The 22285-nt window shown below is 71.9% G+C and carries 21 protein-coding genes; 17 read left to right on the top strand and 4 right to left on the bottom strand.

Annotated features, from left to right (window positions below):
• Complete coding sequence (locus ACIBF7_RS17385) at positions 1–1242, top strand: leucine-rich repeat domain-containing protein (protein WP_397197554.1); 1242 nt, start codon at positions 1–3, stop codon at positions 1240–1242.
• Between the two features lie 40 nt (positions 1243–1282).
• Positions 1283–1723: a hypothetical protein gene (locus ACIBF7_RS17380; protein WP_271274948.1), complete on the top strand. Its 441-nt coding sequence runs from the start codon at positions 1283–1285 to the stop codon at positions 1721–1723.
• Here the strand turns inward: ACIBF7_RS17380 and cydB are convergent.
• Positions 1717–2622 (bottom strand): cytochrome d ubiquinol oxidase subunit II, encoded by a 906-nt coding sequence (gene cydB, locus ACIBF7_RS17375; protein WP_148030444.1) that lies wholly within the window; start codon positions 2620–2622, stop codon positions 1717–1719. The two genes, ACIBF7_RS17380 and cydB, sit on opposite strands and share 7 nt — an antisense overlap.
• A 9-nt stretch (positions 2623–2631) precedes the next feature.
• Entirely contained in the window at positions 2632–3975 is a 1344-nt protein-coding gene (locus tag ACIBF7_RS17370) for a cytochrome ubiquinol oxidase subunit I (protein ID WP_397197553.1), read from the bottom strand.
• A 266-nt stretch (positions 3976–4241) separates the two neighbouring features.
• On the opposite strand from ACIBF7_RS17370, the gene ACIBF7_RS17365 reads away from it, so the two are divergent.
• From ACIBF7_RS17365 to ACIBF7_RS17355, 3 genes are all read left to right on the top strand, one after another.
• A complete protein-coding gene (locus ACIBF7_RS17365; protein WP_271274938.1) occupies positions 4242–4994 on the top strand; it encodes an SRPBCC domain-containing protein in 753 nt (250 codons plus the stop codon).
• 391 nt (positions 4995–5385) lie between these two features.
• A complete protein-coding gene (locus ACIBF7_RS17360) occupies positions 5386–6282 on the top strand; it encodes a hypothetical protein (protein WP_397197552.1) in 897 nt (298 codons plus the stop codon).
• 69 nt (positions 6283–6351) lie between these two features.
• Positions 6352–7020: a DsbA family protein gene (locus tag ACIBF7_RS17355; RefSeq protein ID WP_397197551.1), complete on the top strand. Its 669-nt coding sequence runs from the start codon at positions 6352–6354 to the stop codon at positions 7018–7020.
• On the opposite strand, the gene ACIBF7_RS17350 is transcribed toward ACIBF7_RS17355, so the two are convergent.
• On the bottom strand, positions 7005–7643 hold the full coding sequence (locus tag ACIBF7_RS17350) for a thymidine kinase (RefSeq protein ID WP_397197550.1): 639 nt from the start codon (positions 7641–7643) through the stop codon (positions 7005–7007). The two genes, ACIBF7_RS17355 and ACIBF7_RS17350, sit on opposite strands and share 16 nt — an antisense overlap.
• 162 nt (positions 7644–7805) lie before the next feature.
• Here ACIBF7_RS17350 and ACIBF7_RS17345 point away from each other — a divergent pair, with 162 nt between their 5' ends.
• The 7 genes from ACIBF7_RS17345 (at position 7806) to ACIBF7_RS17315 (ending at position 15797) form a co-directional block, all read left to right on the top strand.
• Positions 7806–8144, top strand: coding sequence for a hypothetical protein (locus tag ACIBF7_RS17345; protein ID WP_246639159.1), 339 nt, complete (start codon positions 7806–7808; stop codon positions 8142–8144).
• Positions 8145–8150: 6 nt separating this feature from the next.
• Entirely contained in the window at positions 8151–10154 is a 2004-nt protein-coding gene (locus ACIBF7_RS17340; RefSeq protein ID WP_397197549.1) for a hydantoinase/oxoprolinase family protein, read from the top strand.
• A complete protein-coding gene (locus ACIBF7_RS17335) occupies positions 10147–11955 on the top strand; it encodes a hydantoinase B/oxoprolinase family protein (protein ID WP_397197548.1) in 1809 nt (602 codons plus the stop codon). The genes ACIBF7_RS17340 and ACIBF7_RS17335 overlap by 8 nt, the downstream gene beginning before the upstream one ends.
• Before the next feature lie 82 nt (positions 11956–12037).
• Complete coding sequence (locus ACIBF7_RS17330; protein ID WP_397197547.1) at positions 12038–12571, top strand: hypothetical protein; 534 nt, start codon at positions 12038–12040, stop codon at positions 12569–12571.
• Positions 12572–12746: 175 nt separating this feature from the next.
• Complete coding sequence (locus tag ACIBF7_RS17325) at positions 12747–13640, top strand: Gfo/Idh/MocA family protein (protein ID WP_397197546.1); 894 nt, start codon at positions 12747–12749, stop codon at positions 13638–13640.
• A gap of 60 nt (positions 13641–13700) precedes the next feature.
• Positions 13701–14708 carry an NAD-dependent epimerase/dehydratase family protein gene (locus tag ACIBF7_RS17320; protein ID WP_397197545.1) on the top strand — a complete coding sequence of 336 codons (1008 nt, stop codon included), beginning with the start codon at positions 13701–13703 and terminating at the stop codon, positions 14706–14708.
• 15 nt (positions 14709–14723) lie between these two features.
• Positions 14724–15797, top strand: coding sequence for a dihydrodipicolinate synthase family protein (locus ACIBF7_RS17315; protein WP_397197544.1), 1074 nt, complete (start codon positions 14724–14726; stop codon positions 15795–15797).
• 37 nt (positions 15798–15834) lie between these two features.
• On the opposite strand, the gene ACIBF7_RS17310 is transcribed toward ACIBF7_RS17315, so the two are convergent.
• The gene (locus ACIBF7_RS17310; RefSeq protein WP_271274933.1) at positions 15835–17040 is read right to left on the bottom strand and encodes a hypothetical protein; all 1206 of its coding nucleotides are present in this window, start codon (positions 17038–17040) and stop codon (positions 15835–15837) included.
• Between the two features lie 59 nt (positions 17041–17099).
• On the opposite strand from ACIBF7_RS17310, the gene ACIBF7_RS17305 reads away from it, so the two are divergent.
• The 5 genes from ACIBF7_RS17305 (at position 17100) to ACIBF7_RS17285 (ending at position 22283) form a co-directional block, all read left to right on the top strand.
• Positions 17100–18293, top strand: a complete 1194-nt coding sequence (locus tag ACIBF7_RS17305) for a DegT/DnrJ/EryC1/StrS family aminotransferase (RefSeq protein ID WP_397197543.1) — start codon at positions 17100–17102, stop codon at positions 18291–18293.
• Between the two features lie 62 nt (positions 18294–18355).
• Positions 18356–19600 carry a sugar ABC transporter substrate-binding protein gene (locus ACIBF7_RS17300; protein WP_219543243.1) on the top strand — a complete coding sequence of 415 codons (1245 nt, stop codon included), beginning with the start codon at positions 18356–18358 and terminating at the stop codon, positions 19598–19600.
• A gap of 16 nt (positions 19601–19616) precedes the next feature.
• Positions 19617–20483, top strand: a complete 867-nt coding sequence (locus ACIBF7_RS17295) for a carbohydrate ABC transporter permease (protein ID WP_148030458.1) — start codon at positions 19617–19619, stop codon at positions 20481–20483.
• Positions 20480–21340: a carbohydrate ABC transporter permease gene (locus ACIBF7_RS17290; RefSeq protein WP_397197542.1), complete on the top strand. Its 861-nt coding sequence runs from the start codon at positions 20480–20482 to the stop codon at positions 21338–21340. The genes ACIBF7_RS17295 and ACIBF7_RS17290 overlap by 4 nt, the downstream gene beginning before the upstream one ends.
• Before the next feature lie 10 nt (positions 21341–21350).
• Positions 21351–22283, top strand: coding sequence for a dihydrodipicolinate synthase family protein (locus tag ACIBF7_RS17285; RefSeq protein ID WP_397197541.1), 933 nt, complete (start codon positions 21351–21353; stop codon positions 22281–22283).
• Positions 22284–22285 lie beyond the last annotated feature (2 nt).

The following is a 22285-nucleotide window of genomic DNA, read 5'->3' as shown; positions in this document are numbered from 1 at the left end:
ATGCGAACGGACCGGACCGGCGCCGCCCCTGGCCCCCAGACCACAGCGGCAGAACAGGCGGCCAGACACGCGGCCGGACAGGCGACCAGACAGGCGGCCGGACAGGCGGCCGGTCACGGGGCCGGACGCGCGGTAGAACAGGCGGCCGGACACGGGGCCGGACAGGCGGTAGAACAGGCGGCCGGACACGGGGCCGGACAGGCGGTAGAACAGGCGGTCGAGCTGCGGGTGCCCGGCGCCGGGCTGACTCGGTTCCCGGGCGACGCGGCCGGGGCGGCCCGCGTCCGGCTGGTCGACCTGGCCTGGAACGAGCTCACCGAGCTGCCCGCGTGGGCCGGGGAGCTGACCGAGCTGGAGGAACTGCGCCTCGACGGCAACAGGCTGCGCGCGCTGCCCGACCTGTCGCGTCTGAAGGCCCTGCGCGCTCTCCACGCCGACGGCAACCGGCTCACCGAGGTCCCACCCCTCCCGCCCGCCCTGGAGACCCTCTCCCTGTACGGGAACGTCGTCGAGCGGCTGCCGGACCGCCTAGGCGACCGGCTGCGCCACCTGTCCGTCGGCGGAAACCGGGTCACCGGGCTGCCCGCGGCGCTGTGGCGGCTGACCCGGCTGGAGACGCTCAACGTCGCCGAGAACGCGCTCACCGAGCTGCCGCCCGCCGTCGCCGGCCTCACGTCGCTGCGCATGCTCGACGTGGGCCACAACCGGCTCACGTCCCTCCCCGCGGAGCTCGGCGACCTGCCGCTCACCGACTACCTGTACGCGAGCGACAACCTGCTCACCGAGGTGCCCGCCGCCATCGGCCGCCTGGACCGGCTCGCCTACCTCGGCCTCACCGACAACCGGCTGCGCGCCCTGCCCGAGAGCCTCGGCCGGATGGCCTCCCTGGTCGAGCTCAGGCTCTACGGCAACCGGCTGGAGTCGCTCCCGGCGGGCATCGGCGGCCTGGGCCGGCTCCGCGAGCTCCACCTGAGGGGCAACCGGCTGGGCGCCCTGCCCCCGTCGATCGCCGGGCTGGGCGAGCTGCGCGTACTCGACCTGCGCGACAACGTCCTGCGCGAGCTGCCCGACCTGTCGCCGCTCACCCGGCTCACCCATCTCGACCTGCGCAACAACCGGCTGCGCCGCCTTCCGGCGCTGCCGCCCGCCCTGGAGAAGCTCGACCTGCGCTGGAACAAGCTCGACGACGAACCGCCCGCCCTGCGCGACCTGGCCGCCCGCGGCTGCGTCATCCTACGCTGAACGGTTGAACCGTCCTCACGGATCCTGCGTATCTCGGCACATGACGACTTTTCCACGTCTGGCCGCGTTCGGGCTGCTGGCCGGGCTCCTCGTCGCATGCACCCCCGGCGGCGACGGCGACTACGTCGCCGCGGGCCAGAAGCAGGAGCAACTGCCGGCGCTCACCGTGGAGCAGCTCGCCGACAAGGTGGGCTGCGCCCCGCGCATCCAGGTCGACGCCTCCGACATCCGCACCGGCTACTGCAAGACGGACGACGGCGAGTTCTTCGTGAGCACCTTCGCCACGGAGGACGGCAAGGACGCCTGGATGGACCAGGCGCCCGAGTACAAGCCGCACCTCGTCGGCCCCAGGTGGACCGTGCTCGCCGACCTCGAGGTGCTGGAGGCCCTGCAGATCCCGCTCGACGGCGACTTGCACCTGAGCGACCACCGCGTCAGCCAGTCGCCCGCCCCCGGCAACGACGCCGGCTCCGGCTACTGACCCGGCCGTGCCTCCGCGACCTGGACGGCCGGCCGGACCCGCTTCCTGAACACCCAGTACGTCCAGCCCTGGTAACCGAGCACGAACGGCAGCGCGATCAGGCCGATCCAGCTGAGCATCGTCAGCGTGTACGGGCCGGAGGCCGCCTCCGCCAGCGTCAGCCCCGGCAGCGGGGCGTGCCTCAGCTGGGCGAAGACCGCGACCGACACCAGCACGATCGTGGCCGCCATGGCCACGAACGCCCAGCCCTCGCGGCGCCGCCACACCAGCGCCGGCGCGGCGGCCAGCGCGGCCACCGCCGCGAGCGCCGGGATCGTGCCCATGCCCGACAGCGCCACCACGCCGATCGGCAGCGTCACCGCGCTCAGCGCGACTGCCGCCGACCGGGCCCGCTTGCGCACCGGGCCGTCCGTCTTGAGCGCCAGGAAGATCGCGCCGTGCAGCAGGCACACCGTCAGCGAGAACGCGCCGCCCAGCATCGCCGCCACCGCGCTCCCGTACAGCAGGTCGGCGAAGACCGTGCCCCACACGAACGCGGGCAGCGCGCTGCCGACCACGATGCCGAGGTCGCACCAGGCCGGGTTCTCGACCTTGCCGCGCCACTCCAGGCCGACGCCGCGCACGATCAGGCCGACGAGCACAAGCAGCACCGGCAGGTAGAAGCCGCTGAACATGCCCGCGTACCAGGCGGGGAACGCGGCGAACATGGCGCCCACCGCGGTGATCAGCCACACCTCGTTGCCGTCCCACACCGGCCCGATCGTCTGCAGGCTCTGCCGCTGCTCCTCGCCGTCGCCGCTGACGAACGGCGCCAGCAGCCCCACGCCGAAGTCGAACCCTTCCAGGACGAAGTATCCCGTCCACAGGAAGGCGATGATGATGAACCACAGGTCGATCACGTCTGCTCCTCAGTACATCAGCGACGGCTGGCGCTTCTCGGCCGCGGGAGCGGGCTCGATCTCCTCGGGGCCCTTGCGTACGTGCCGGGCCAGCAGCACGATCTCGGCCACGGTGAGCGCGCCGTACAGCAGGGTGAAGATCGTCAGGGAGATCGCGACCTCGGCCAGGCTCACCCCGGGTGAGACGGAGGCGGCCGTGAGCAGCTCGCCCGCGACCGTCCACGGCTGGCGCCCGATCTCGCTCAGCAGCCAGCCGGCCGTCACCGCGAGCAGCGGCAGCGGGAGCGCCAGCAGGAACACCCGCGACAGCCAGGGCGGCATCGGCCTCCGGCGGCGGGTCAGCCAGAGCCCGAGCACGGACAGCCCGACGGTCGCCATGCCGAACCCGATCATCAGCCGGAACGACCAGAACACGATCGTCTGGTCCGGCCGGTAGTCGCCGGGGCCGAACTCCTGCTCGAAGCGTCGCTGCAGGTCCTCGGTGCCCTGGACGACGGCGTCGGGGTCGTTCGTGGACAGGAAGCTGAGCACCTTGGGGATCTCGATGCCGGGCGCGACCGTGAACGGCGCTCCGGCGGTGTCGCGTTCGAGCCCTTCGGCGGCGGCCAGCTTCATCGGCTGCTGCTCGTACATCAGCTTGGCTGACGTGTCGCCGGTGACCGCGACCAGCGCGCCCGCGACCGCCGTCATCACCAGCGCCGCCCTGGCGGCGCTGCGCCACATCTCCGCCCTGGTCCGCAGCAGCCAGTAGCCGCACACCGCCAGCACGAACCCGCCGGCCACCACGAACGCGGCGGCGACCACGTGCGGCACCTGCGCGAGCGCGGTCGAGTTGGTCAGCACCGCCCACAGGTCCGTCATCCTGGCCTTGCCGTCGACCACCTCGTAGCCGACCGGGTGCTTCATCCACGCGTTGGCGGCCAGGATGAAGTACGCCGACAGGTTGGAGGCGAGCGCCGCCGCCCAGATGCAGGCCAGGTGGAGCCGCTTCGGCAGCCGGTCCCACCCGAAGATCCACAACCCGATGAACGTGGACTCCAGGAAGAACGCCAGCAACGCCTCCAAGGCCAGCGGCGCGCCGAACACGTCACCGACGAACGTGGAGTACTCCGACCAGTTCATGCCGAACTGGAACTCCTGCACGATGCCGGTGACCACGCCCATCGCGAAGTTGATCACGAAGAGCTTGCCGAAGAACTTCGTCAGCCGCAGGTAGTGGTCCTTCCCGGTGCGGTGCCACGCGGTCTGCAGCCCGGCCACGAAGATGCCCAGGCCGATCGTCAGCGGCACGAACAGGAAGTGGTACACGGTGGTCACCCCGAACTGCCACCGTGCGAGATCAAGTGCGTCCATGTCCCCTCATCGGGTCAACGAGCTCTACGGCTTGTAGTACATCTACTTGAAGTAGTACTACACGCTGTAGAGCAATGTGGTGCGACCTTGGTCACACCGGCCCCCTTCAGCCCATCCCACGATGCCGTTCGGGCTCGTCCCGCCGCGTCACCCGCCGGGTGGATCCCCGCGTACACCGGGCGGTGGACCCGGCCACAGGGCGACGCGGGGACGTTGGGCAGGTGTTGCCCTTATCCCGGCGGGCGGTGGCTTTCTAGAGTGACGGTGTGAAAGTCGCAGGCAGCGCCGAGATCGGCGTCGAAAGAGACCGCGTGTGGGCAGCCCTGCAGGACCCGGCGGTCCTGGTGCGCACCATCCCCGGATGCGAGCGCCTGGAGGAGTGCGGGCCCGACACGTACCGGATGACCGTCAACGCCGGGGTGGCCTCGCTCAAAGGGGTCTACCAGGGCGAGGTGGCCCTCGCGGAACCGGCGGCCCCGGTGAGCTTCGTGCTGCGGGCGCGCGGCCAGGGCGCCCCAGGGACGGTGGACGCCACCGTCCTGGTACGGCTGAGCGAGATCGACGGCGGGACCCGGGTCGAGTACGACGCCGACGCGGTCATCGGCGGGATGATCGGCGGGGTGGGGCAGCGGATGCTGGGCTCGGTGGCCCGGAAGACGGCCGGCGAGTTCTTCGCCGCCGTCGAACGCCACCTGTGCACCCCTGCGGAAACCCTGCCTCCGGCAGAAGCCCTGGCCCCGGCGGGAACCCTGCCTTCGGAGGGAGCCCTGGCCCCTGCGGGAACCCCGGCCGTGGTACCGGTCCCACGCCCCACCACGGAAGGCCCCGGGCCTCTCCGGGAGCCCTCCGCCCTGACACCCGCGGCGAGCCGCCCCGCCGTCTACGAGCGCCCCCCGGTCGCGGAGAAGCGCCGTACGGAGACTCCGCCGTGGGTGATGCTGGCCGCCTTCGGCATGGGCGCCGGCGTCGCGCTCGGCAGCGCGGCCATCGGCTGGCTCTTCGGCCGAGCCCGCCGCTAACCCGCCCGCCCTCGGACGGACGGCGCGGGACCGCCCACCCCTCGGACGGGCGGTCCCGGAGAGCCGCTGGCCTGGTCCGTTTCTTGGATGGGGGTGCCGGAGAGTTGATGGCCTGGACCCTTCCTCGGCCGGGCGGTCGCGGAGGGAGGCGAGCCCGATGTGGGCGCGCCTCCTTCGAACCCCGTCCTTTCGCATGCGCTCCCTCCTCGCCCATGTGACGCCGTGAAAGGCGGATCGCGCGTCGAGGAGTGGGTGGTGGACGAGAACGCGGCGGCCGTCCGCGTTCGAGGAAGGCGGGCTCGGCAGGGCAGGGGCACGCCCTCAGGGGATGCGGGAAACGACCAGGTCAGAGCCTCTCGCGGAAAAGGATCTCCGGGCGTAGCGTGGCAATATGCGGCAGGCTCATGCTGAAGACGCGCGTACCGAGGCCCGGCGGGTTGTCCGCAACCTGCTGGGCGAGGACCACCCCACCGCCGACGCGCTGATCGCCGCAGCCCGGCCGGTCATCGGCGACGAGCGTTGCGACCGGTGCGTCGGGCTGGCGCTGGGCGCGTCCCTGACGCGGCGCTCGGCCGAGCTGGCCGCGCTCGCCGCCCTGCTGGTCGGCACCCGCGAGCTGGGCGAGCAGTGGTGGACCCGGCCCAGGGGCGGCAAGCTGCCCGCGCCCGACGAGGTGCTGCACACGGCGGTGGCGATCGAGCCGTGGACGGACCTGACCGCGCTGGAGATGCTGGCCGCCTGGGTGTCCGACGACGCCGCCGACGAGCTGTGGGGCAGGCCCGTCGCCCAGGTCGACCTGAACTCCTGGCAGGCGGAGGACCGGTTCGGCCTGCCGCCGGGGGTGCGGCCGGGGCAGCGGCTGGTGGTGCACTTCGACGCCGGCGGCCGCCTCGACGCGGTGGTGACGCGCAGGCCTGACGACAACCTGGGCTCCAACCTGGACTTCCACTCGCTGCGCTACTCACGCCCCGCCGAGGCGCAGTGGAGCTGGGGGGTGGCCGCCGGTCTCGGGCCGCACCGGCTGCCGGGGGAGAAACCCGACCCGTACGCGCGCCGCGTGGACGCTTACGCGGCCCGCGTCCTGCGCGCCTGGGCGCTCAGGCACGGTGCCACCGGCCAGCAGCTCGGCGAGCGCTGGGAGACCGTCGGCGACGTGGTGGCCGCGATCGAGCGGGTCGACTGGATGTGGCGCAGCGGCGAGTGGTTCGGCTGGTGGCGCGGCGCGTCGGCGCTGGTGGACGACTCCGCGTACCTTCCCTACCGGCTGGAGGAGCTGGCCGCGGGCTGACCCGGCCCTTGCCCGCGGCTGAACCGGCGGACCGGAATGGACCGCTGTGCCAAGTCGTTGTCAAGAAACATGAAGGTTGAGATTTTCTCCGACGTCGTCTGCCCGTGGTGCTACGTCGGCCATGCCCGCTTCGCCCGCGCCGCGCAGGCGTTCCGCGACAAGGGCGGGTCCATCGAGGTCACCATGCGCCCCTTCCAGCTGAACCCGGACGCGTCCACCGAGGGTGAGCCGTTGCTGCCCGCGCTGGAGCGCAAGTTCGGCGCCGGCGTGGCCCAGATGACCTCCAGGGTGACGGACGTGGCCGCGGAGGAAGGGCTCGACCTCCGTTTCGACCGGGCGATCAGCACCGGCACGCTGGAGGCGCACCGGCTCGTCGAGGTCGCCACCGGCCAGGGCCTGGGCGAGGAGATGGCCGACCGGCTGTTCCGCGCGCACTTCACCGACGGCCTGAACGTCGGCGACGCCGGGGTGCTCGCCAAGCTCGCCGCCGAGGCGGGCGTGCGCGACACCGGAGAGGGCGCCGCCGAGGTGCGCGAGCAGATCGGCCGCGCCAGGCGGCTGGGCATCACGGGTGTGCCGCTGTTCCTGTTCGAAGGGCAGTTCGCGGTGTCCGGCGCGCAGCCGTACGAGACGATGACGGCCGCGATCGACGAGGTGGCCGACCGCATCGGCGAGACCCCGATCCAGCAGCTCGCCGCCCCCGCCGACGGCTGCGACGACGGCTACTGCGCCGTCTGAGGGGCCGTCTGAGGGGCCGTCTGAGCCGTCCCGCCCCCGACGCCGGTGCCCTCGCCGAGCAGCCCCGCCCGGTGATGGCGGCGGCACAGCACCTGGTAACGCACCGGCGAGGCGTCGGTGTCCCCGATCACCACCTGTTCCCCCGTACGCGCCATCTCCCCGCCCACCACGCGCGCGTTGAGCCGCCCCGGCCGCCCGCACCAGCACAGCACCTCGACCTGCAGCCGGCACACCTCGTCGGCCAGCTCGAACAGCCGCCGCGAGGCCGGGAACAGCACCGAGCGGAAGTCGGAGGCCAGCCCGAACGCGTAGACGTCGACGCCGTGCCCGTCGACCAGGTCGGCGAGCTGCTCGATCTGCTCCACCGTGTAGAAGCACGCCTCGTCGCAGATCAGGTAGTCGATCCGGTCGTGCCCGCGCACCAGCTCCACCAGGTCCATCGAGTCCACCACTTCGACGGCCTCCAGGCCCAGGCCGATCCTGCTGGTGACCCTGGGCTCGCCCGACCGGTCGTGCTTGGTCAGCACCAGCCCTCTCCTGCCCTGACGGCCGTGGTTGTAGTTCATCTGCAGGGCCAGGGCGGACTTCCCGCAGTCCATCGGCCCGAAGTAGAACTTGAGCACGGCATCACGTGGCGCATGGGGTGCAGGAGACAACGCGGACAGTTCGGTCACGGGGTGCCACCTTAGCGCTTGGCTTGTTCCCTGACCTCATGGGAGATTTCTCCTCTGGAGTATCAGGAGGAAAATCTAGTGGTCACAGATAAACCCCCCACGCTCGACGCCATGATGACGCCGGACGACCTCACCGCCGCCCAGGCCGACGCGGCGCGCTGGCGGTACGGCTTCTACGTGGTGCTGACGGGCATCGTGGCGACCCTCGTCGCGTTCGGCGCGGCCGTGTACGCCACCGGGGAGTCGGCCGCCCTGTTCGCCGGTGTGGCGGGCGTGGTCGGCACCATCATCGGGGCGTACTTCGGCGTGCAGGCGGGCCAGTCGGGTAAGGCCAGGGTGGAGGCCGAACTCGGCAGGACCCAGGAGCTCGTGGTCAGGCTGGCGGCCTACGTCGGCACCGACAACGCGCCCCGGGTCATCGACGAAGTGCTCGGCAAGCGCCGAAGCTGAGGAGCCATGCGTAGCGTCCGAATCGGAGTCGACACCGGCGGCACCTTCACCGACGTCGTGGCGGTGGACGAGGAGACCGGTGAGATCGTCACCACCAAGACCCCCTCGACCCCCGCGAACCCCGCCGACGGGTTCATCGCCGGCATCGAGAAGCTCGGCGAGCTGGATGTCGCCGGCATCGTGCACGGCACCACCGTGGCCACCAACCAGCTGCTCGAGGACCGCATCGCCGGCCTCGGGCTGATCACCACCGAGGGCTTCGAGTACATCCTGGAGATCGGCCGGCAGAGCGTGCCCGACGGCTACGGCAACTCCTACTTCTGGGTCAAGCCGTCCCGCATCGTGCCCGTCCACCTGGTCAAGACCGTCGGCGGCCGGCTCGACCACCAGGGCGGCGAAGTGCGCCCCTTCGACGAGGCCCAGGCCGTCGAGGTCGCCCGCTGGTACCGTTCCCGCGGCATCACCACGCTCGGCGTCTGCTTCCTCCACTCCTACGCCAACCCCGAACACGAGCGGCGCATGCGCGAGGTCCTGGCCCGCGAGTTCCCCGAGGCGGTCGTGTCGCTCTCCAGCGACGTGCTGCGCGAGTACCGCGAGTACGAGCGGGCCGTCACCACGCTGGTCGACGCCGCGGTCAAGCCCGGCATGCGGGCCTACATCGCCAACCTGTCCAGCCGCCTGGGCCGCCCGTTCTCGGTGATGAAGTCCAACGGCGGCGTGCTGTCGGCCCGCGAGGTCGTCAACCAGCCCATCACCACCGTCCTGTCCGGCCCAGCAGCGGGCGCGCTCGGCGCGGCGCTGATCGCCGCCACCGCCGGCCACCGGAGCGTGATCACCCTGGACGGCGGCGGCACCTCCACCGACGTGACCGTGGTCGTCGACGGCGACCCGTCCGTCACCACGGAGGGCAGCGTCGGCCGCTTCCCGTGCAAGATCCCGATGATCGACATCGTCACCGTCGGCGCGGGCGGCGGCTCGATCGCGTGGATCTCGCCCGAGGGCACGCTCAAGGTCGGCCCCCGCTCGGCCGGCGCGGACCCCGGCCCGATCTGCTACCGCCGCGGCGGCACCGAGGTGACCGTCACCGACGCCCACGTCTACCTGCGCCGCATCCCTCCGCACCTGCTCGGCGGCGAGATCCCGCTCGACTACGACGCCGCCAGGATGGCCGTCGAGGCGCTGGCCGACAAGCTCGACCTCACTCCCGAGCGGACCGCCGCCGGCATCCTGGAGATCAGCGCGTTCAACCAGAGCAACGCGATCCGCCAGCTCACCGTCAAGCGCGGGCTGGACGTGCGCGACTTCCCGCTGGTGACGTTCGGCGGGTCCGGGCCGCTGCTGGCCTGCCGGCTCATCGACATCCTCGACCTGCCCGCGGTGATCGTCCCGCCGGAGCCCGGCAACGTCTCCGCGTTCGGCCTGCTCACCGTCGACGTCAAGAACGACTACGTGCGCACGTACGTCACCCGCGACCTCGCGCTGAACAAGGCCGCGCAGATCTTCGGCGAGCTGGAGAGCCAGGCCGCCGACGAGCTCGAACGCGAGGGCTTCGACGAGCCCGTCTTCGCGCGCAGCGCCGACCTGCGCTACTACGGGCAGGCGTACGAGGTCCGGGTGCCCGCCCCGGCCGGCCCGCTCGACGAGGACTGGCTGCGCGAGGTCACCGGCCGCTTCCACGACGCGCACGAGAAGCTGTACGGCTACGCCTACCGCGACGACCCACGCCACGCCGTCGAATGGGTCAACCTGCGCGTCTCCGGCATCGGGCCGATCAACCGGCCGGTGATCCGGCGCGACCCGTACCCGAAGACCGAGCCCGTCGAGGCGAGCCGGCGCGTGATCTTCGACGAGCCGCACGACACCCCGATCCTCCAGCGCGCCGCGCTGGAGGCCGGCGCCGTCGTCCACGGCCCGGCCGTCATCGAGGAGTACGGCTCCACCATCCCCCTGCACCCCGGGTTCACCGCCACGGTGGACGAATACGGCAACGTGGAGATCCGTCGTGACTGACCCGATCCTCATCGAGATCGTCGAGGGCACCCTCGCCTCCGTGGAGAAGGAGGTCGAGACCGCCATCGCGCGCACCGCCCGGTCGCCCATGATCCGCGACGCGCACGACTTCCGCGCCGGCATCCACGACAGGAAGATGCGCAAGCTGACCGGCCGCTCCTACAGCGCGCTCGTCCAGCCGGTCGTCCGCGACTTCCCGATCGAGACGATGAAGCCCGGCGACGTCTACTTCCACAACGACGTCTACCTGTCCGAAGGCGGCATCGGCCACCTGCCCGACCTGTGCGTCACCGTGCCCGTCTTCCACCGCGACGAGGTGGTGGCGTTCGTGCAGGCGTTCGGTCACCACGACGACATCGGCGGCGCGGTGCCGGGCTCGATGCCGTCGCACGCCCGGTCGGCGTTCGAGGAAGGGCTGATGGTCCCGCCGATCAAGCTGTGGGACCAGGGCGTGCCCAACGAGGCCGCGCTGCGCATCATGACCCGCAACTCCCGCATGCCCGACTCTCTCGCCGGCGACCTGGACGCGGAGTGCTCCGCCTGCCTCATGGGCGCGCGGCGGCTGGGCGAGCTGTTCGACCGGTACGGGCGCGACGAGGTGGAGGCGTGCTTCGACGCCATCATCGGCAAGACCACCGAGACGTTCCGGCGCGAGCTGCTGTCCAAGATCCCCGAGGGCACGTACGTCTGGGAGGACTACGCCGAGCACGACGGCGTCGACGAGCCCCGCCTGCACACCCAGCGCATCACCCTCACGGTCGACCACGCCGCGGACGCGCCGCTCACCATCGACTTCACCGGCACCTCCCCGCAGGCCAAGGGGCCGATCAACCACGCGGGCGACTACGCCGACGGCGTCTTCCTCAAGAAGTGGCTCGCGCCCATCCTGCGCAACCTGGCCGACACGCCCGAGCGGATGGTCGAGCTCGACGTCAACGAGGGCGTCGTGCCGCTCATCAAGATGGTCTTCCCGGAGAAGGGCACCCTGCTCACCCCGGTCTTCCCCGCGCCCACCAACGCCCGCACGTTCGTCATCCTGCGCCTGCTCGGCGTGCTGGCGGGCGTGCTGGCCAAGGCCACCGGCGGGCGGATGCCGGCCGACCAGGAGACGATCCGCTACACGGGCGTGTACGGCACGGACGCCGGCGGGCAGCCCTACCTGATGCGGGAGGTGCTGGGCGGCGGCTCCGGCGGGCGCTGGTACGCCGACGGCGAGGACACCATCCACGTCGTCCCCGACTCGCGCAACATCCCGGTCGAGTTCGCCGAAGCCCGCTGGCCCTTCAGGGTCGAACGCCTCGGCCTGGCCTGCGACTCGGGCGGGCCCGGCATGTTCCGCGGCGGCCTCGGCTACGACAAGCACATCCGGATGCTGCGCGACGCCTCCTACATGTCGATCGCCGACCGTTCCATCCTGTCCTGCTGGGGCGTCAACGGCGGCCTCGCCGGGCGGCCGTTCCGCGTGGAGATCGCGGGCAAGGAGATGGAAGGCCTGGTCGACGACCATCCGGTCCAGGCGGGCGAGACCATCCGCATCCGCACCACGGGCGGCGGCGGCTGGGGCTCCCCGTACGACCGCGACCCCCGCGCGGTGGCGGCCGACGTCCGCGACGGCAAGGTCTCGATCGCCGGCGCGCTCGGCGACTACGGCGTCGTCCTCGACGGCGACCGCATCGACGAGCAGGGCACCGCCGAACTCCGCGCCCGCCTGCGTCCCCCGGCCGACCGCTTCTTCGACCGCGGCCCCGGCTACCCGAAACTGTCCGGCGGCCGCACCTTCGCGGAGGTAGACGAACTGTAAGAAGGCAATCACCGTACGTGATCGCCGGGGATAACATGACCCCTCATGAACCCCCCCGTTCTCCGCCTATGTCGATGAGTCGATGCGGTTGTCCCACGGCCTCTACCTGATGGCCGCGGTGCTCGTCCCGCCGGCGCAGGCGGACTTCCACCGAGCCGCGCTGCGCGGGCTGCTCCTGCGTCGCCAGCGGCGGCTGCACTGGCGCGACGAGAACGCCAAGCGGCGGACTCTCATCATCGAGACGGTCGCCGGCCTGCGGCCGTCCGCGCTCGTCGTCGTGGGGACGGGCCTCGACGCCAGGCGGCAGGAGCGGGCCCGCCGCAAGTGCATGGAACACCTGCTCTGGGAGCTCGGCCGGCGGCCGGTGACGGAGATCTTCTTCGAGTCGCGCGGCCCCTGGCTGGACGCGGCCGACCGCAAGCTGATCGACATCCTGCGTACCCGTCATGCCATCAGCCCGAGGTTGCGCGCCTTGTGGGTGCCGGCCGTGGAGGAGCCTCTGACGTGGCTGCCCGACCTGGTGGCGGGAGCGGCGTCGCTGGCCGCCTCGGGGGAGGCCGAGCTCTGGGAGGGGCTCGGCGCGGGGGCGGAGATGGTCTTCGTGGCGGCCGGCTGAGCCCGGACAGCGCAAAGCCCGGGCTCCTGTCGTCCGGCAGTCCACCCGGGCTCACTTCCGGCCCATCAGCGATGGGCGGCAGTCGTAAGCGTACCCGTCTGCGTACCCAGTGTCACCTGAATGCGGTGGCTGCCATGATGGGCGCGTTTCGTGAAGTGCGACATCGGAGGACATCGTGCGCATCGCTCTCGCCGGGCTCGCCACCAGCCACCCGTACACCGACGCCAGGACCCTGGCCAGGCATGCCGAGCTCGTGGTGTGGGAGCCGGACGGGGAACGGCTGCGGAGGTTCACCGAGGAGCACCCGAAGGCGCGGGTGGCGGGAAGCCTGGGGGAGGCGCTGGACGGCGGGCCGGACGGGGTGGTGCTGACCGTGCCGAACCCGCGGGTGCCGGAGGCGCTGGCGGCGGTGCTGGAGACGGGGGCGGCGTGTTTCGTCAACAAGCCGGCGGCCGCCACCAGGGAGCAGCTCGACCGGCTGGACCGGCTGCCGATCCACGACCGGGTGATGTCGGGGTCCGTGCTGCGGTTCGCGCCGGCCTTCGCCGGGTGGGCGGCGGATCCGGCCGGGGTGCTGTCGGTGCGCGCGACCGTACGGCATGACGTGGGGCTCTGGGCGACCGGCTACAACGCCTGGCAGGACAACCCGTCCGAGGGCGGCGGGACGCTGGTGACCATGGGGGTGCACGGGGTGGAGCTGCTGGTGGCGCTGCTCGGCCCGGACGTGCGGCTGGCGGGCGCGGCGGGCGCCGTCCGGCACTACGGGACGCTCCGGTCGGAGGACACCGGGGTCATGGCGCTGCGGTGGGGGAGCGGCGTGACGGGCGTGGTGGAGATCGTCGGCGTGAGCGACGAGGAGTCGTACACCGTCACCGTCCACCGGCGCGGCGGGGACGAGCACGTGGTGATCGAGGCCGGTGACGACCCGGTGCTGGGCCTCGGTTACGCGGGGACGATCGAGGCGTTCCTGGAGATGGCGGGCGGCGGGCCCAGCCCGGTGCCGTGGGCGGAGACCCGGGCCATCCTCGACGTCCTCGTCTCGGCCCGCGAGAGCGTGCCCGTCCGTTGACAGCGGCAGCCCCTCCCGGTTACGGTCTGGACCGTAAATAAGGACAAAGGGGGACCTCGCGTGCGGACCACAGCGGAACTCGAGGAGCGGCTGGCGCGGCCGAGCGCCGGGCTCGTGGCGGACCTCGCCGCGCTGGACGGCGACATCATGATCCTCGGCGCCGGGGGCAAGCTCGGCCCCAGCCTGGTGCGGCTGGCGCTGAACGCCACCGGGGGCGACCGGCGGATCATCGCCGTCTCCCGCTTCTCCGAGCCCGGACTCGCCGACGCGCTCGCCGGCGCGGGCGCCACCGTGGTGAGCGCCGACGTGGCCGACGACCGCGCGCTGCGCGAGCTGCCCGAAGCGCCGAACGTGGTGTTCCTGGTCGGCGCCAAGTTCGGCACCCAGGGGCGCGAGCACGCCACCTGGTTCACCAACACCTACCTGCCCGGCCGGGTCGCCGACCGGTTCCGCGGCAGCCGGATCGCCGCCCTGTCCACCGGGAACGTCTACCCGCTCGTCCCGGTCGCCGGCGGGGGCAGCGTCGAGGACGACCCCGCCGGGCCCGTCGGCGAGTACGCGATGAGCTGCCTCGGGCGGGAGCGCACGCTGGCGCACTTCGCCGAGGCGCACGGCACCCCGATGGCGCTGATCCGGCTCAACTACGCGGTCGAGCTCCGCTACGGGGTGCTGGTCGACCTGGCGCAGAAGGTCCTGGCCGGCGAGCCCGTCGACCTGACGACCGGTCAGGTCAACGTGGTGTGGCAGGGGTACGCGAACGAGGTGACGCTCCGCTCCCTGCGGCTCGCCGCGACCCCGCCGTACGTGCTCAACGTGACGGGCCCCGAGCGGATCTCGGTACGGTGGGCCGCGCTGGAGCTGGGCGCGCGGCTCGGGGTGGAGCCGGAGTTCACCGGCGAGGAGGCGCCGACGGCGCTGCTGTCGGACGCGTCGCGGTGCCACCGGCTGTTCGGGTATCCCGGGATCACGCCGCTGGAGCTGATCGACCACATCGCCGGCTGGGTGGCCGGCGGCGGGCCGCTGCTGGGCAAGCCCACCAAGTTCGAACGCCGTGACGGCCGTTTCTGAGACCGGCGACATCACATGACGAGGGGGACCCACGTGCTCAGCACGGCTCCAGAGGCCAAGACGTCCGCGCGCGACCTGTTCAGGCGCGGCCTGGTCATCCCGGCGCACCCGCTGGCGCTGAAGGCGGACCGGACGTTCGACGAGCGCCGCCAGCGCGCCCTGACCCGCTACTACGTGGAGGCGGGCGCCGGCGGTCTCGCGGTGGGCGTGCACACCACGCAGTTCGCCATCCACGGCACGGACCTGCTGCCGCCGGTGCTGGAGCTGGCCGCGGACACCGCCCGCGAGTCGGAGCGCGAGGTGCTGCTGATAGCGGGCGCCACCGGGCCGACCGCCCAGGCCGTGGCCGAGGCCGAGCTGGCCCGGTCGCTCGGCTACCACATGGTGCTGCTGAGCCCGTACGCGGAGCTCGGCGAGGACGCGCTGGTGGAGCGGGCGCGGGCGGTCGGCGAGGTGCTGCCGGTGATCGGCTTCTACCTGCAGCCCGCGGTCGGCGGGCGGCCGCTGTCGCGGGACTTCTGGACCAGGCTGGCGGCGGTCGAGTCGGTGGCAGGCATCAAGGTCGCGCCGTTCGACCGCTACCGCACGCTCGACGTGCTGCACGGCGTCGTGCGCGCGGGGCGGGCCGAGGAGGTCGCGCTCTACACCGGCAACGACGACCACATCCTGGCCGACCTCATCACCCCGCACCGGGTGGTCGTGGACGGGCGGGAGGTGGAGGTCGAGTTCGTCGGCGGCCTGCTCGGCCAGTGGGCGGTCTGGGTGCGGCGGGCGGTCGAGCTGCTGGAGGAGGCCAAGAGGGCCAGGGCGGGCGACGACGCGGCCGTCCGGCGGCTGCTCACCCTCGACGGGCACCTCACCGACGCCAACGCGGCCATCTTCGACAGCGTCAACGGCTTCCACGGGTGCATCCCCGGGATCCACGAGGTGCTGCGCCGCCAGGGTCTGCTGGAGGGGCGCTGGTGCCTCGACCCGGCGGAGGAGCTGTCGCCGGGGCAGCTCGCGGAGATCGACCGGGTCTGGGCGGCCTACCCGTGGCTCAGGGACGACGACTTCGTGGCCGAGGGCCTGGCCCGCTGGCTGTCCTGACGGCTTCCGTCCATGAGCGGGAGGAGGCCGCGGGGTGTCACAGTGTCAGCCGGTACAGCGTGAGCGGCCGCCCGCTGGACCCGCTGGTGAGATTCCCGGTGCGTTCGGCGAGGCCGGCGAGCTCCAGGCGGTGGAGCATGCGGCGGGCGGTGCGCTGCTGGACGGCGAGCCGGTCGGCGATCTCCCGGGTCGTCAGCGGCTCGTCGCCGGCGGCCCTGCGCGCCTCCAGGAGCTTCTCCAGCGTGGGCACCGACAGGCCGACGCGGCGGGCGATGACGGAGAGGTTCTGCTCGCCGGCCTGCCCGGTGGGAACCGACTCCAGCACGATGTCGGTGTCGGCGCGCAGCGACAGGACCGCCGCGACGTCGCCGATGCGGCGGGCGCGGGCGAGCGCGCGGCGGGCCAGGCTCTCCGCCTCGGCGGCGCTGCGGCCCAGGCCGAAGCCGACGCGCACCACGTTGTTCTGGACGGCCAGGCGGGCCAGCAGCGGCAGACCGGTGAAGCCGCCGGTGGCGTCGTGCAGCGGGCCCCGGGTGGTCACCAGCAGGTGGGTGCCGCCCCGGAAGGCGGCCACGGTGCCGCCCAGCGCGGTGGCCTCGCGCAGCAGGCCCTCGTCGTTCGCCACCTCGACGAGGCCGAGCGCGATCTGCGCGTCCTCCTGGGCCTGGCCCTGCGCGGTCAGCAGGAGCTGGCGCAGCGCCACCCGCACCGAGTGCGTCGACGGGGCCAGCCGCAGCACGCGCATGTCGTCGCGGAGAGCCTCGTGGACGCTGCTCAGACAGGTGATCACCGGGTGGGCGGGGCCGCGCCGGTGGAAGGCGACGGCCTTCTCCGACGTCATCTCCGGCCGGTAGGGGAGCGTGCGCAGCTCGCCCGTGGGCAGCCCGGCCTCGGCGAACGTGGCGACGACGTCGGCGGCCGGCAGCGTGTCGATGGACAGCCGGGTCACGTCCACGCCCTGGTGCTGGAGTCGTACCAGGGCGCTGAGCAGCGTCGCGCCCGTGTAGTCGACGAACGCGGCGGGGCGGGTCAGCGCCTCCGCGTCGCGGGAGAGCATGTACGGCACGATGCCGGTGAACAGCCATCCCTCGACGGCCGCGGTGTGCGCCTCCACGATCGCGGGCGCCTGCGACTCGTGGTCGTAGTCCAGCCGCAGGGCGCTGACGCCCGGCTGCTCCTCGCAGGTGGCCGCGACCTGGTCTACCAGGTCATGCGGGCCGACGACGCCGATGACGATCGCCACCCATGCTCCCCTCTCGCTTATTACGGTCAAGGCCGCAATCTTATCCTGTGAGGTGCTCTGTGAAGTTCCCGTCCATGGCCGAGCCGGAAGGCCGCACGCTCGGCGACGAGGAGGTGGCCGCCCTGGAGCGGGTGATCCGCTCGGGCATGCTCAACTCCGTCTGGGGCACCGAGGCGCGGGCGCTCGAACGCGAGATCGCCGAGCTGCACGGCGTGCGCCACGCGATCGCGTGCAGCTCGGGCACCGCAGCCCTCCATCTCGCCGTCGTGGCCGCCGCGCCGGACCCCGGCGACGAGATCATCACGACACCGATCACGGACTTCGGCACTGTGGCCCCCATCTTGGCGCAGAACGCCGTCCCTGTCTTCGCCGATGTCGATCCGTCCGACGGCAATCTCGACCCGGCCGCCGTCGCGGCGCTCATCGGGCCGCGCACGCGGGCCATCATGGCGGTGCACCTGTTCGGGGCGCCGGCGCGGGTGGACGAGTTGCGCGCCCTGGCGGACGCGCACGGCCTGGCCCTGATCGAGGACTGCGCCCAGGCCTGGCTCACCGAACTGCCGGACCCGGCGGGCGGCCGGGTCGCTCGGCTCGCCGGGACGGTCGGCGACGTCGCCTGCCTGAGCCTGCAGCAGTGGAAGCACATCACCTGCGGCGACGGCGGCCTCACGCTTACCGGCGACGACGAGCTGGCCCGCCGGATGCGGCTGTTCGCCGACAAGGGCTGGGACCGCTCGGCGGGCCGTTCGCACGCCGCCTTCGGGCTGAACTACCGCATGACCGAGCTCCAGGCCGCCGTGTCGCGGGCCCAGCTCGCCAAGCTGCCCGGGGTGGTCGCCGCCCGCCGCCGCACGGCCGTACAGCTCCTGGAGGCCTTGCAGGGGCTTCCAGGCGTACGGTTGCCGCGCCCGGAGGGGCACGCCTGGTGGCTCTTCCCCGTCGTGCTCCCCGGCGGCGGCGCGGCGGAGCTGGCCGGGAAGCTGCGGGCGGCCGGGATACCGGCGCGGGCCGGATATCTGGACGAGCCGCTGAACCACGCCCCCGTATGGCAAGGGCCGATATACGGGGCCTCTCGCTACCCTCTGCAGGGGTACGCCCCCCGGCCCTGCCCGGAGGCCGAGCGGATGGTCGCGGAGACCTTGATGGTCATCGACTGGAACGAGAACTACACACCCGATCACGTCCACCTCATCGCGCGGGAGATGACCAGATTTCTGGCCCCGTCCTCGTCACGGTCGGATATCGGGGATTGACCCGAGGAGGATCGCGTTACTAGGTTTCGGTCAGGACCGGTATTAAGGAAAGGTTGCCGCCGATGAGAAAGACAGCGACCCTGGGCGTCGCGATCGCGCTGAGCATCGCCGCCGCCGGGTGCGGATCGTCCAGCGGTTCGGACAAGAGCACGGTGACCCTGTGGATGTATCCGGTCATCGGCGACCAGGCCAAGAGCCAGGCGTTCTGGCAGAAGGTCGAGAAGGACTTCGAGGCGAAGAACCCGGACGTCGACGTCACCGTCGACCAGCAGCCGTGGGAGGGCCGCCAGGAGAAGGTCACCACCGCCCTGGTCTCGAAGAAGGGCTTCGACCTGGTCGTCCTCGGCCCCGACCAGATCCCGCAGTACGCCCAGCAGGGCACGATCGAGCCGGTCGACGACGTGGTGGCCGAGGCGAAGGACGCCTACCTGCCCAGCTCGCTCACCGCGCTGACCGTCGACGGCAAGCTCTACGGCGTGCCGATCTACCAGACGATCACCGCGCCCATCTACAACAAGAAGCTGTTCGCCGAGGCGGGCGTCGAGAAGATCCCCGAGACGCTGGACGAGCTCAAGGCGGCCGCCCCCAAGCTCGCCGCGAACAAGGTCGCCGTGCTGGACTACCCGGGCAAGCCCGAGGTCAGCCTGAACCAGAGCTTCTACCCCTTCCTGTGGGCCAACGGCGGCACCGTGTTCGCCCCCGACGGCAAGAGCGTGGCGTTCAACGGCCCGGAGGGCGTGGCGAGCCTGCAGCTCCTGCTCGACCTCAAGGCCGCGGGCGGGCTCCCGGAGAACACCGCCAGCAAGGGCAACGACATCGAGGGCGGCGCGCTGGCGGCGGGCAAGACCGCCATGTACCACGCGGCCACCGCCGGGCAGGCCGTCCAGCTCGGCGCCGTCATCGGCGAGGAGAACGTCGGCATCGGCCTGCCTCTCGAAGGTGCCAAGCGGGTCGCGTTCGGCATCCCCGGCGGGGTCGTGCTGGCCAAGCACTCCGAGCACAAGGACGCCGCCAGGAAGCTGGCCGGCTACCTGGCCTCGCCCGAGGTCACGGGAGAGCTGGCCAAGGAGTCCGGCTTCTTCCCGGCCCGCACCGACGTCACCGTGCCGGACCAGTCGGAGTCGGCCAAGGAGTTCGCCAAGTCCCTGGAGTACGCCTTCCCCGGCGACACCCACCCCCAGGCCCGCCAGGTCATGGGCCTCATCGCGCCGCACATCCAGGCGGCCCTGCTCGGCCAGGAGGACGCCAAGCAGGCCCTCGACGCGGCGGCCGAGGAGGCCAACGCGCTGCTGGCCAACGGCGGCTGAACGAGAAAGGAACGCCGTGCGTCATCGCTTGCGTGACCCGGTCACCGGGCTGCTGTTCGTGCTGCCCGTGTTCGTGCTCTTCCTGATCTTCCGGATCTTCCCCTCACTGGGGGCGGCGGGCATGAGCCTGACGAACTGGAACATCGGCGGCGAGTGGAGCTTCGTCGGCGCGGACAACTACGCCAGGCTGCTCGGCGACGTCAACTTCTGGCTCAGCCTGCGGGTCTCGCTGGTGTACGCGGCGATCTACGTGCCGCTCACCGTCCTGGTGGCGCTCGGCACCGCGCTGCTGCTCAACCAGGTGGTGTTCATGCGGGGCCTGTTCCGCGGCATGCTCTTCCTGCCGTACGTGACCAGCTTCGTGCTGGCGGGCATCGTCTGGCGCTGGATCTACGAGTTCGACGGGCTGATCAACGGCCTGATCGGCAAGCTGGGGCTCGGCCCGGTGGCGTTCCTGGAGCAGGCGTCGCTGGTGCTGCCCGCGCTGGCCGTGGTGTCGGTGTGGAAGGGGTTCGGCTACTCGATGCTCATCCTGCTGGCCGGTCTCAAGTCGATCCCGGCCAGCTACCTGGAGGCCGCCACGGTCGACGGGGCCGGCGCCTGGCAGAAGTTCCGCCGGATCACGCTGCCGCTGCTCAAACCGACGCTCTTCTTCGTCCTGGTGATCGAGACCATCAGCGCCTTCCAGGTGTTCGACACCATCTACGTGATGACCGGCGGCGGCCCGGCGCGGGCCACGTACACGCTCATCTACGGCATCTACGACCACGGCTTCCGCTCCTTCGACTTCGGCTACGCCGCGACCTGGGGCGTGGTGCTGTTCGCGATCGTCCTGGCCGTGTCGCTGATCCAGCGCCGCTTCCTGGACCGGGGGAACACGTGACGCTCACCGCATCCAGGCCGCTCGCCCGCGACCGCGCCGCCGGACGGGCGCCGCGCCGACGGGCCAGGTGGCCGCTCGCCGTCCTGCTGGCCGTGCTGTCGGTGCTGACCGTCGCGCCGTTCCTGGCCATGCTGATCGTGGCGCTGTCGCCGGCGGGTCAGCCGACGCTGCCCGCCCAGTGGCCCGAGACGCTCACGCTGGACAACCTGACCAGGGTGCTGTCGGCGTCCGGGTTCGTGGAGTGGACGGTCAACTCGCTCGTCTACTCCGTCGTGTCCGTGGTGGTCATCCTGCTCACCGCGTCGATGGCCGGCTACGCGTTCGCCAAGAAGCGCTTCCCCGGCCGCGACACGATGTTCTGGACGTTCCTGGCGACCATGATGGTGCCGTTCCAGGCCACGCTCATCCCCACGTTCGTGCTGGTCAACAGCTTGGACGGGGTGGACACGTTCTGGGGCCTGATCGTGCCGACGCTGGCCAACTCGCAGGCGGTCTTCCTGATGCGGCAGTTCATCATGGGGCTGCCGGACGAGCTGTTCGACGCGGCCAAGGTGGACGGGGCGTCGGAGCTGCGGGTCTATCTGACGATCGTGGTGCCGCTGACCCGGCCGATCATGGCCACGCTGGGCGTGTTCGTGTTCCTGTGGCACTGGAACGACTTCCTCTGGCCGCTGGTCGTCGGCCAGAGCGACGCCACCCGGACGCTGACCGTGGGACTGACCACGCTGCGCACCGAGGAGATGCAGCTGTCGATGCTCATGGCGTCGGCGACGATCTCGGTGATCCCGTGCCTGCTGGTGTTCTTCCTGCTGCAGCGGTATCTGGTGAACAGCATCGCGATGACCGGGTTCAAATAGGCTCATTAATGTGGATATTGCTGCACGTGAGCTCCGGGATCGCCTCCGTGGCACGCTGATCGCCGCCGCGGCCACGCCCATGACCGCCGCGGGCGAGGTGGACCCGGACGTCGTGACCCGCTACCTGGCCTCCCTCGTCGCGGACGGCGCCGGCGCCCTGGCGGTCCTCGCCCACACGGGCCGCGGCCCCTTCCTGACGCCGGACGTGCGCGCCGCCGTGATCGGGCGCGCGGTCGCCCTCGGCGTCCCGGTCCTGGCCGGCGTGGGCGGCACACCCGGACAGGGCACCATCCCGGAGGACGGCGAGCCTGACGGCGCCGCGGAGCAGGCGAGGCTCGCGGCGGAGCTGGGGGCCACCGGGGTGCTGGTGTTCCCGTCGCCGGGCGACCGGCTCGCGCACCATGACGCCGTCTGGCGGGCGGCCCGGCTCCCCATGATCGCCTTCGACCTCTACACCCGGCCCTGCCCGCCCGAGGTGATGCGCGGCCTCCTCGCCCATCCCGGTGTGGCGGGCCTCAAGACGGCCCTGCTCTCGGACGCGATGGGCTGCCAGCGCGCCATCGCCCTCACCAGGGACGCGGGCCGGCTCGCGATCACCGGCGAGGACCGCATGTTCGCCCCGTCCCTGCTGTGGGGTGCCGAAGCGGCCCTGGTGGGCATCGCAGCCGCCAAGGTCGGGCTGACCGCCGCCGTGATGCGCGCCTTCCGGGGTCCGGACCTGCCCGCCTTCCACGACGCGTCGTCCCGCCTGGACCGCCTGGCCGCGGCCACGTTCACCGACCCCATGGAGGGCTACGTCCAGCGCATGCTCTGGCTCGCCGCCGCTGAAGGCCGCATCTCTCACGATCACGCCCATGACCCGTACGGCCCCGCCCTGCCGGTCGGAGAGCGCGAGACCGTACTCCGATCTGTCACACCACCAGCGGACAAACCAGACAGCTAGCA

Origin of the sequence: Nonomuraea sp. NPDC050478, assembly GCF_044458265.1 — a bacterium.
Taxonomy (GTDB): Bacteria; Actinomycetota; Actinomycetes; order Streptosporangiales; family Streptosporangiaceae; genus Nonomuraea; species Nonomuraea ferruginea.
This window is presented reverse-complemented; position numbering and strand designations above follow the sequence as displayed.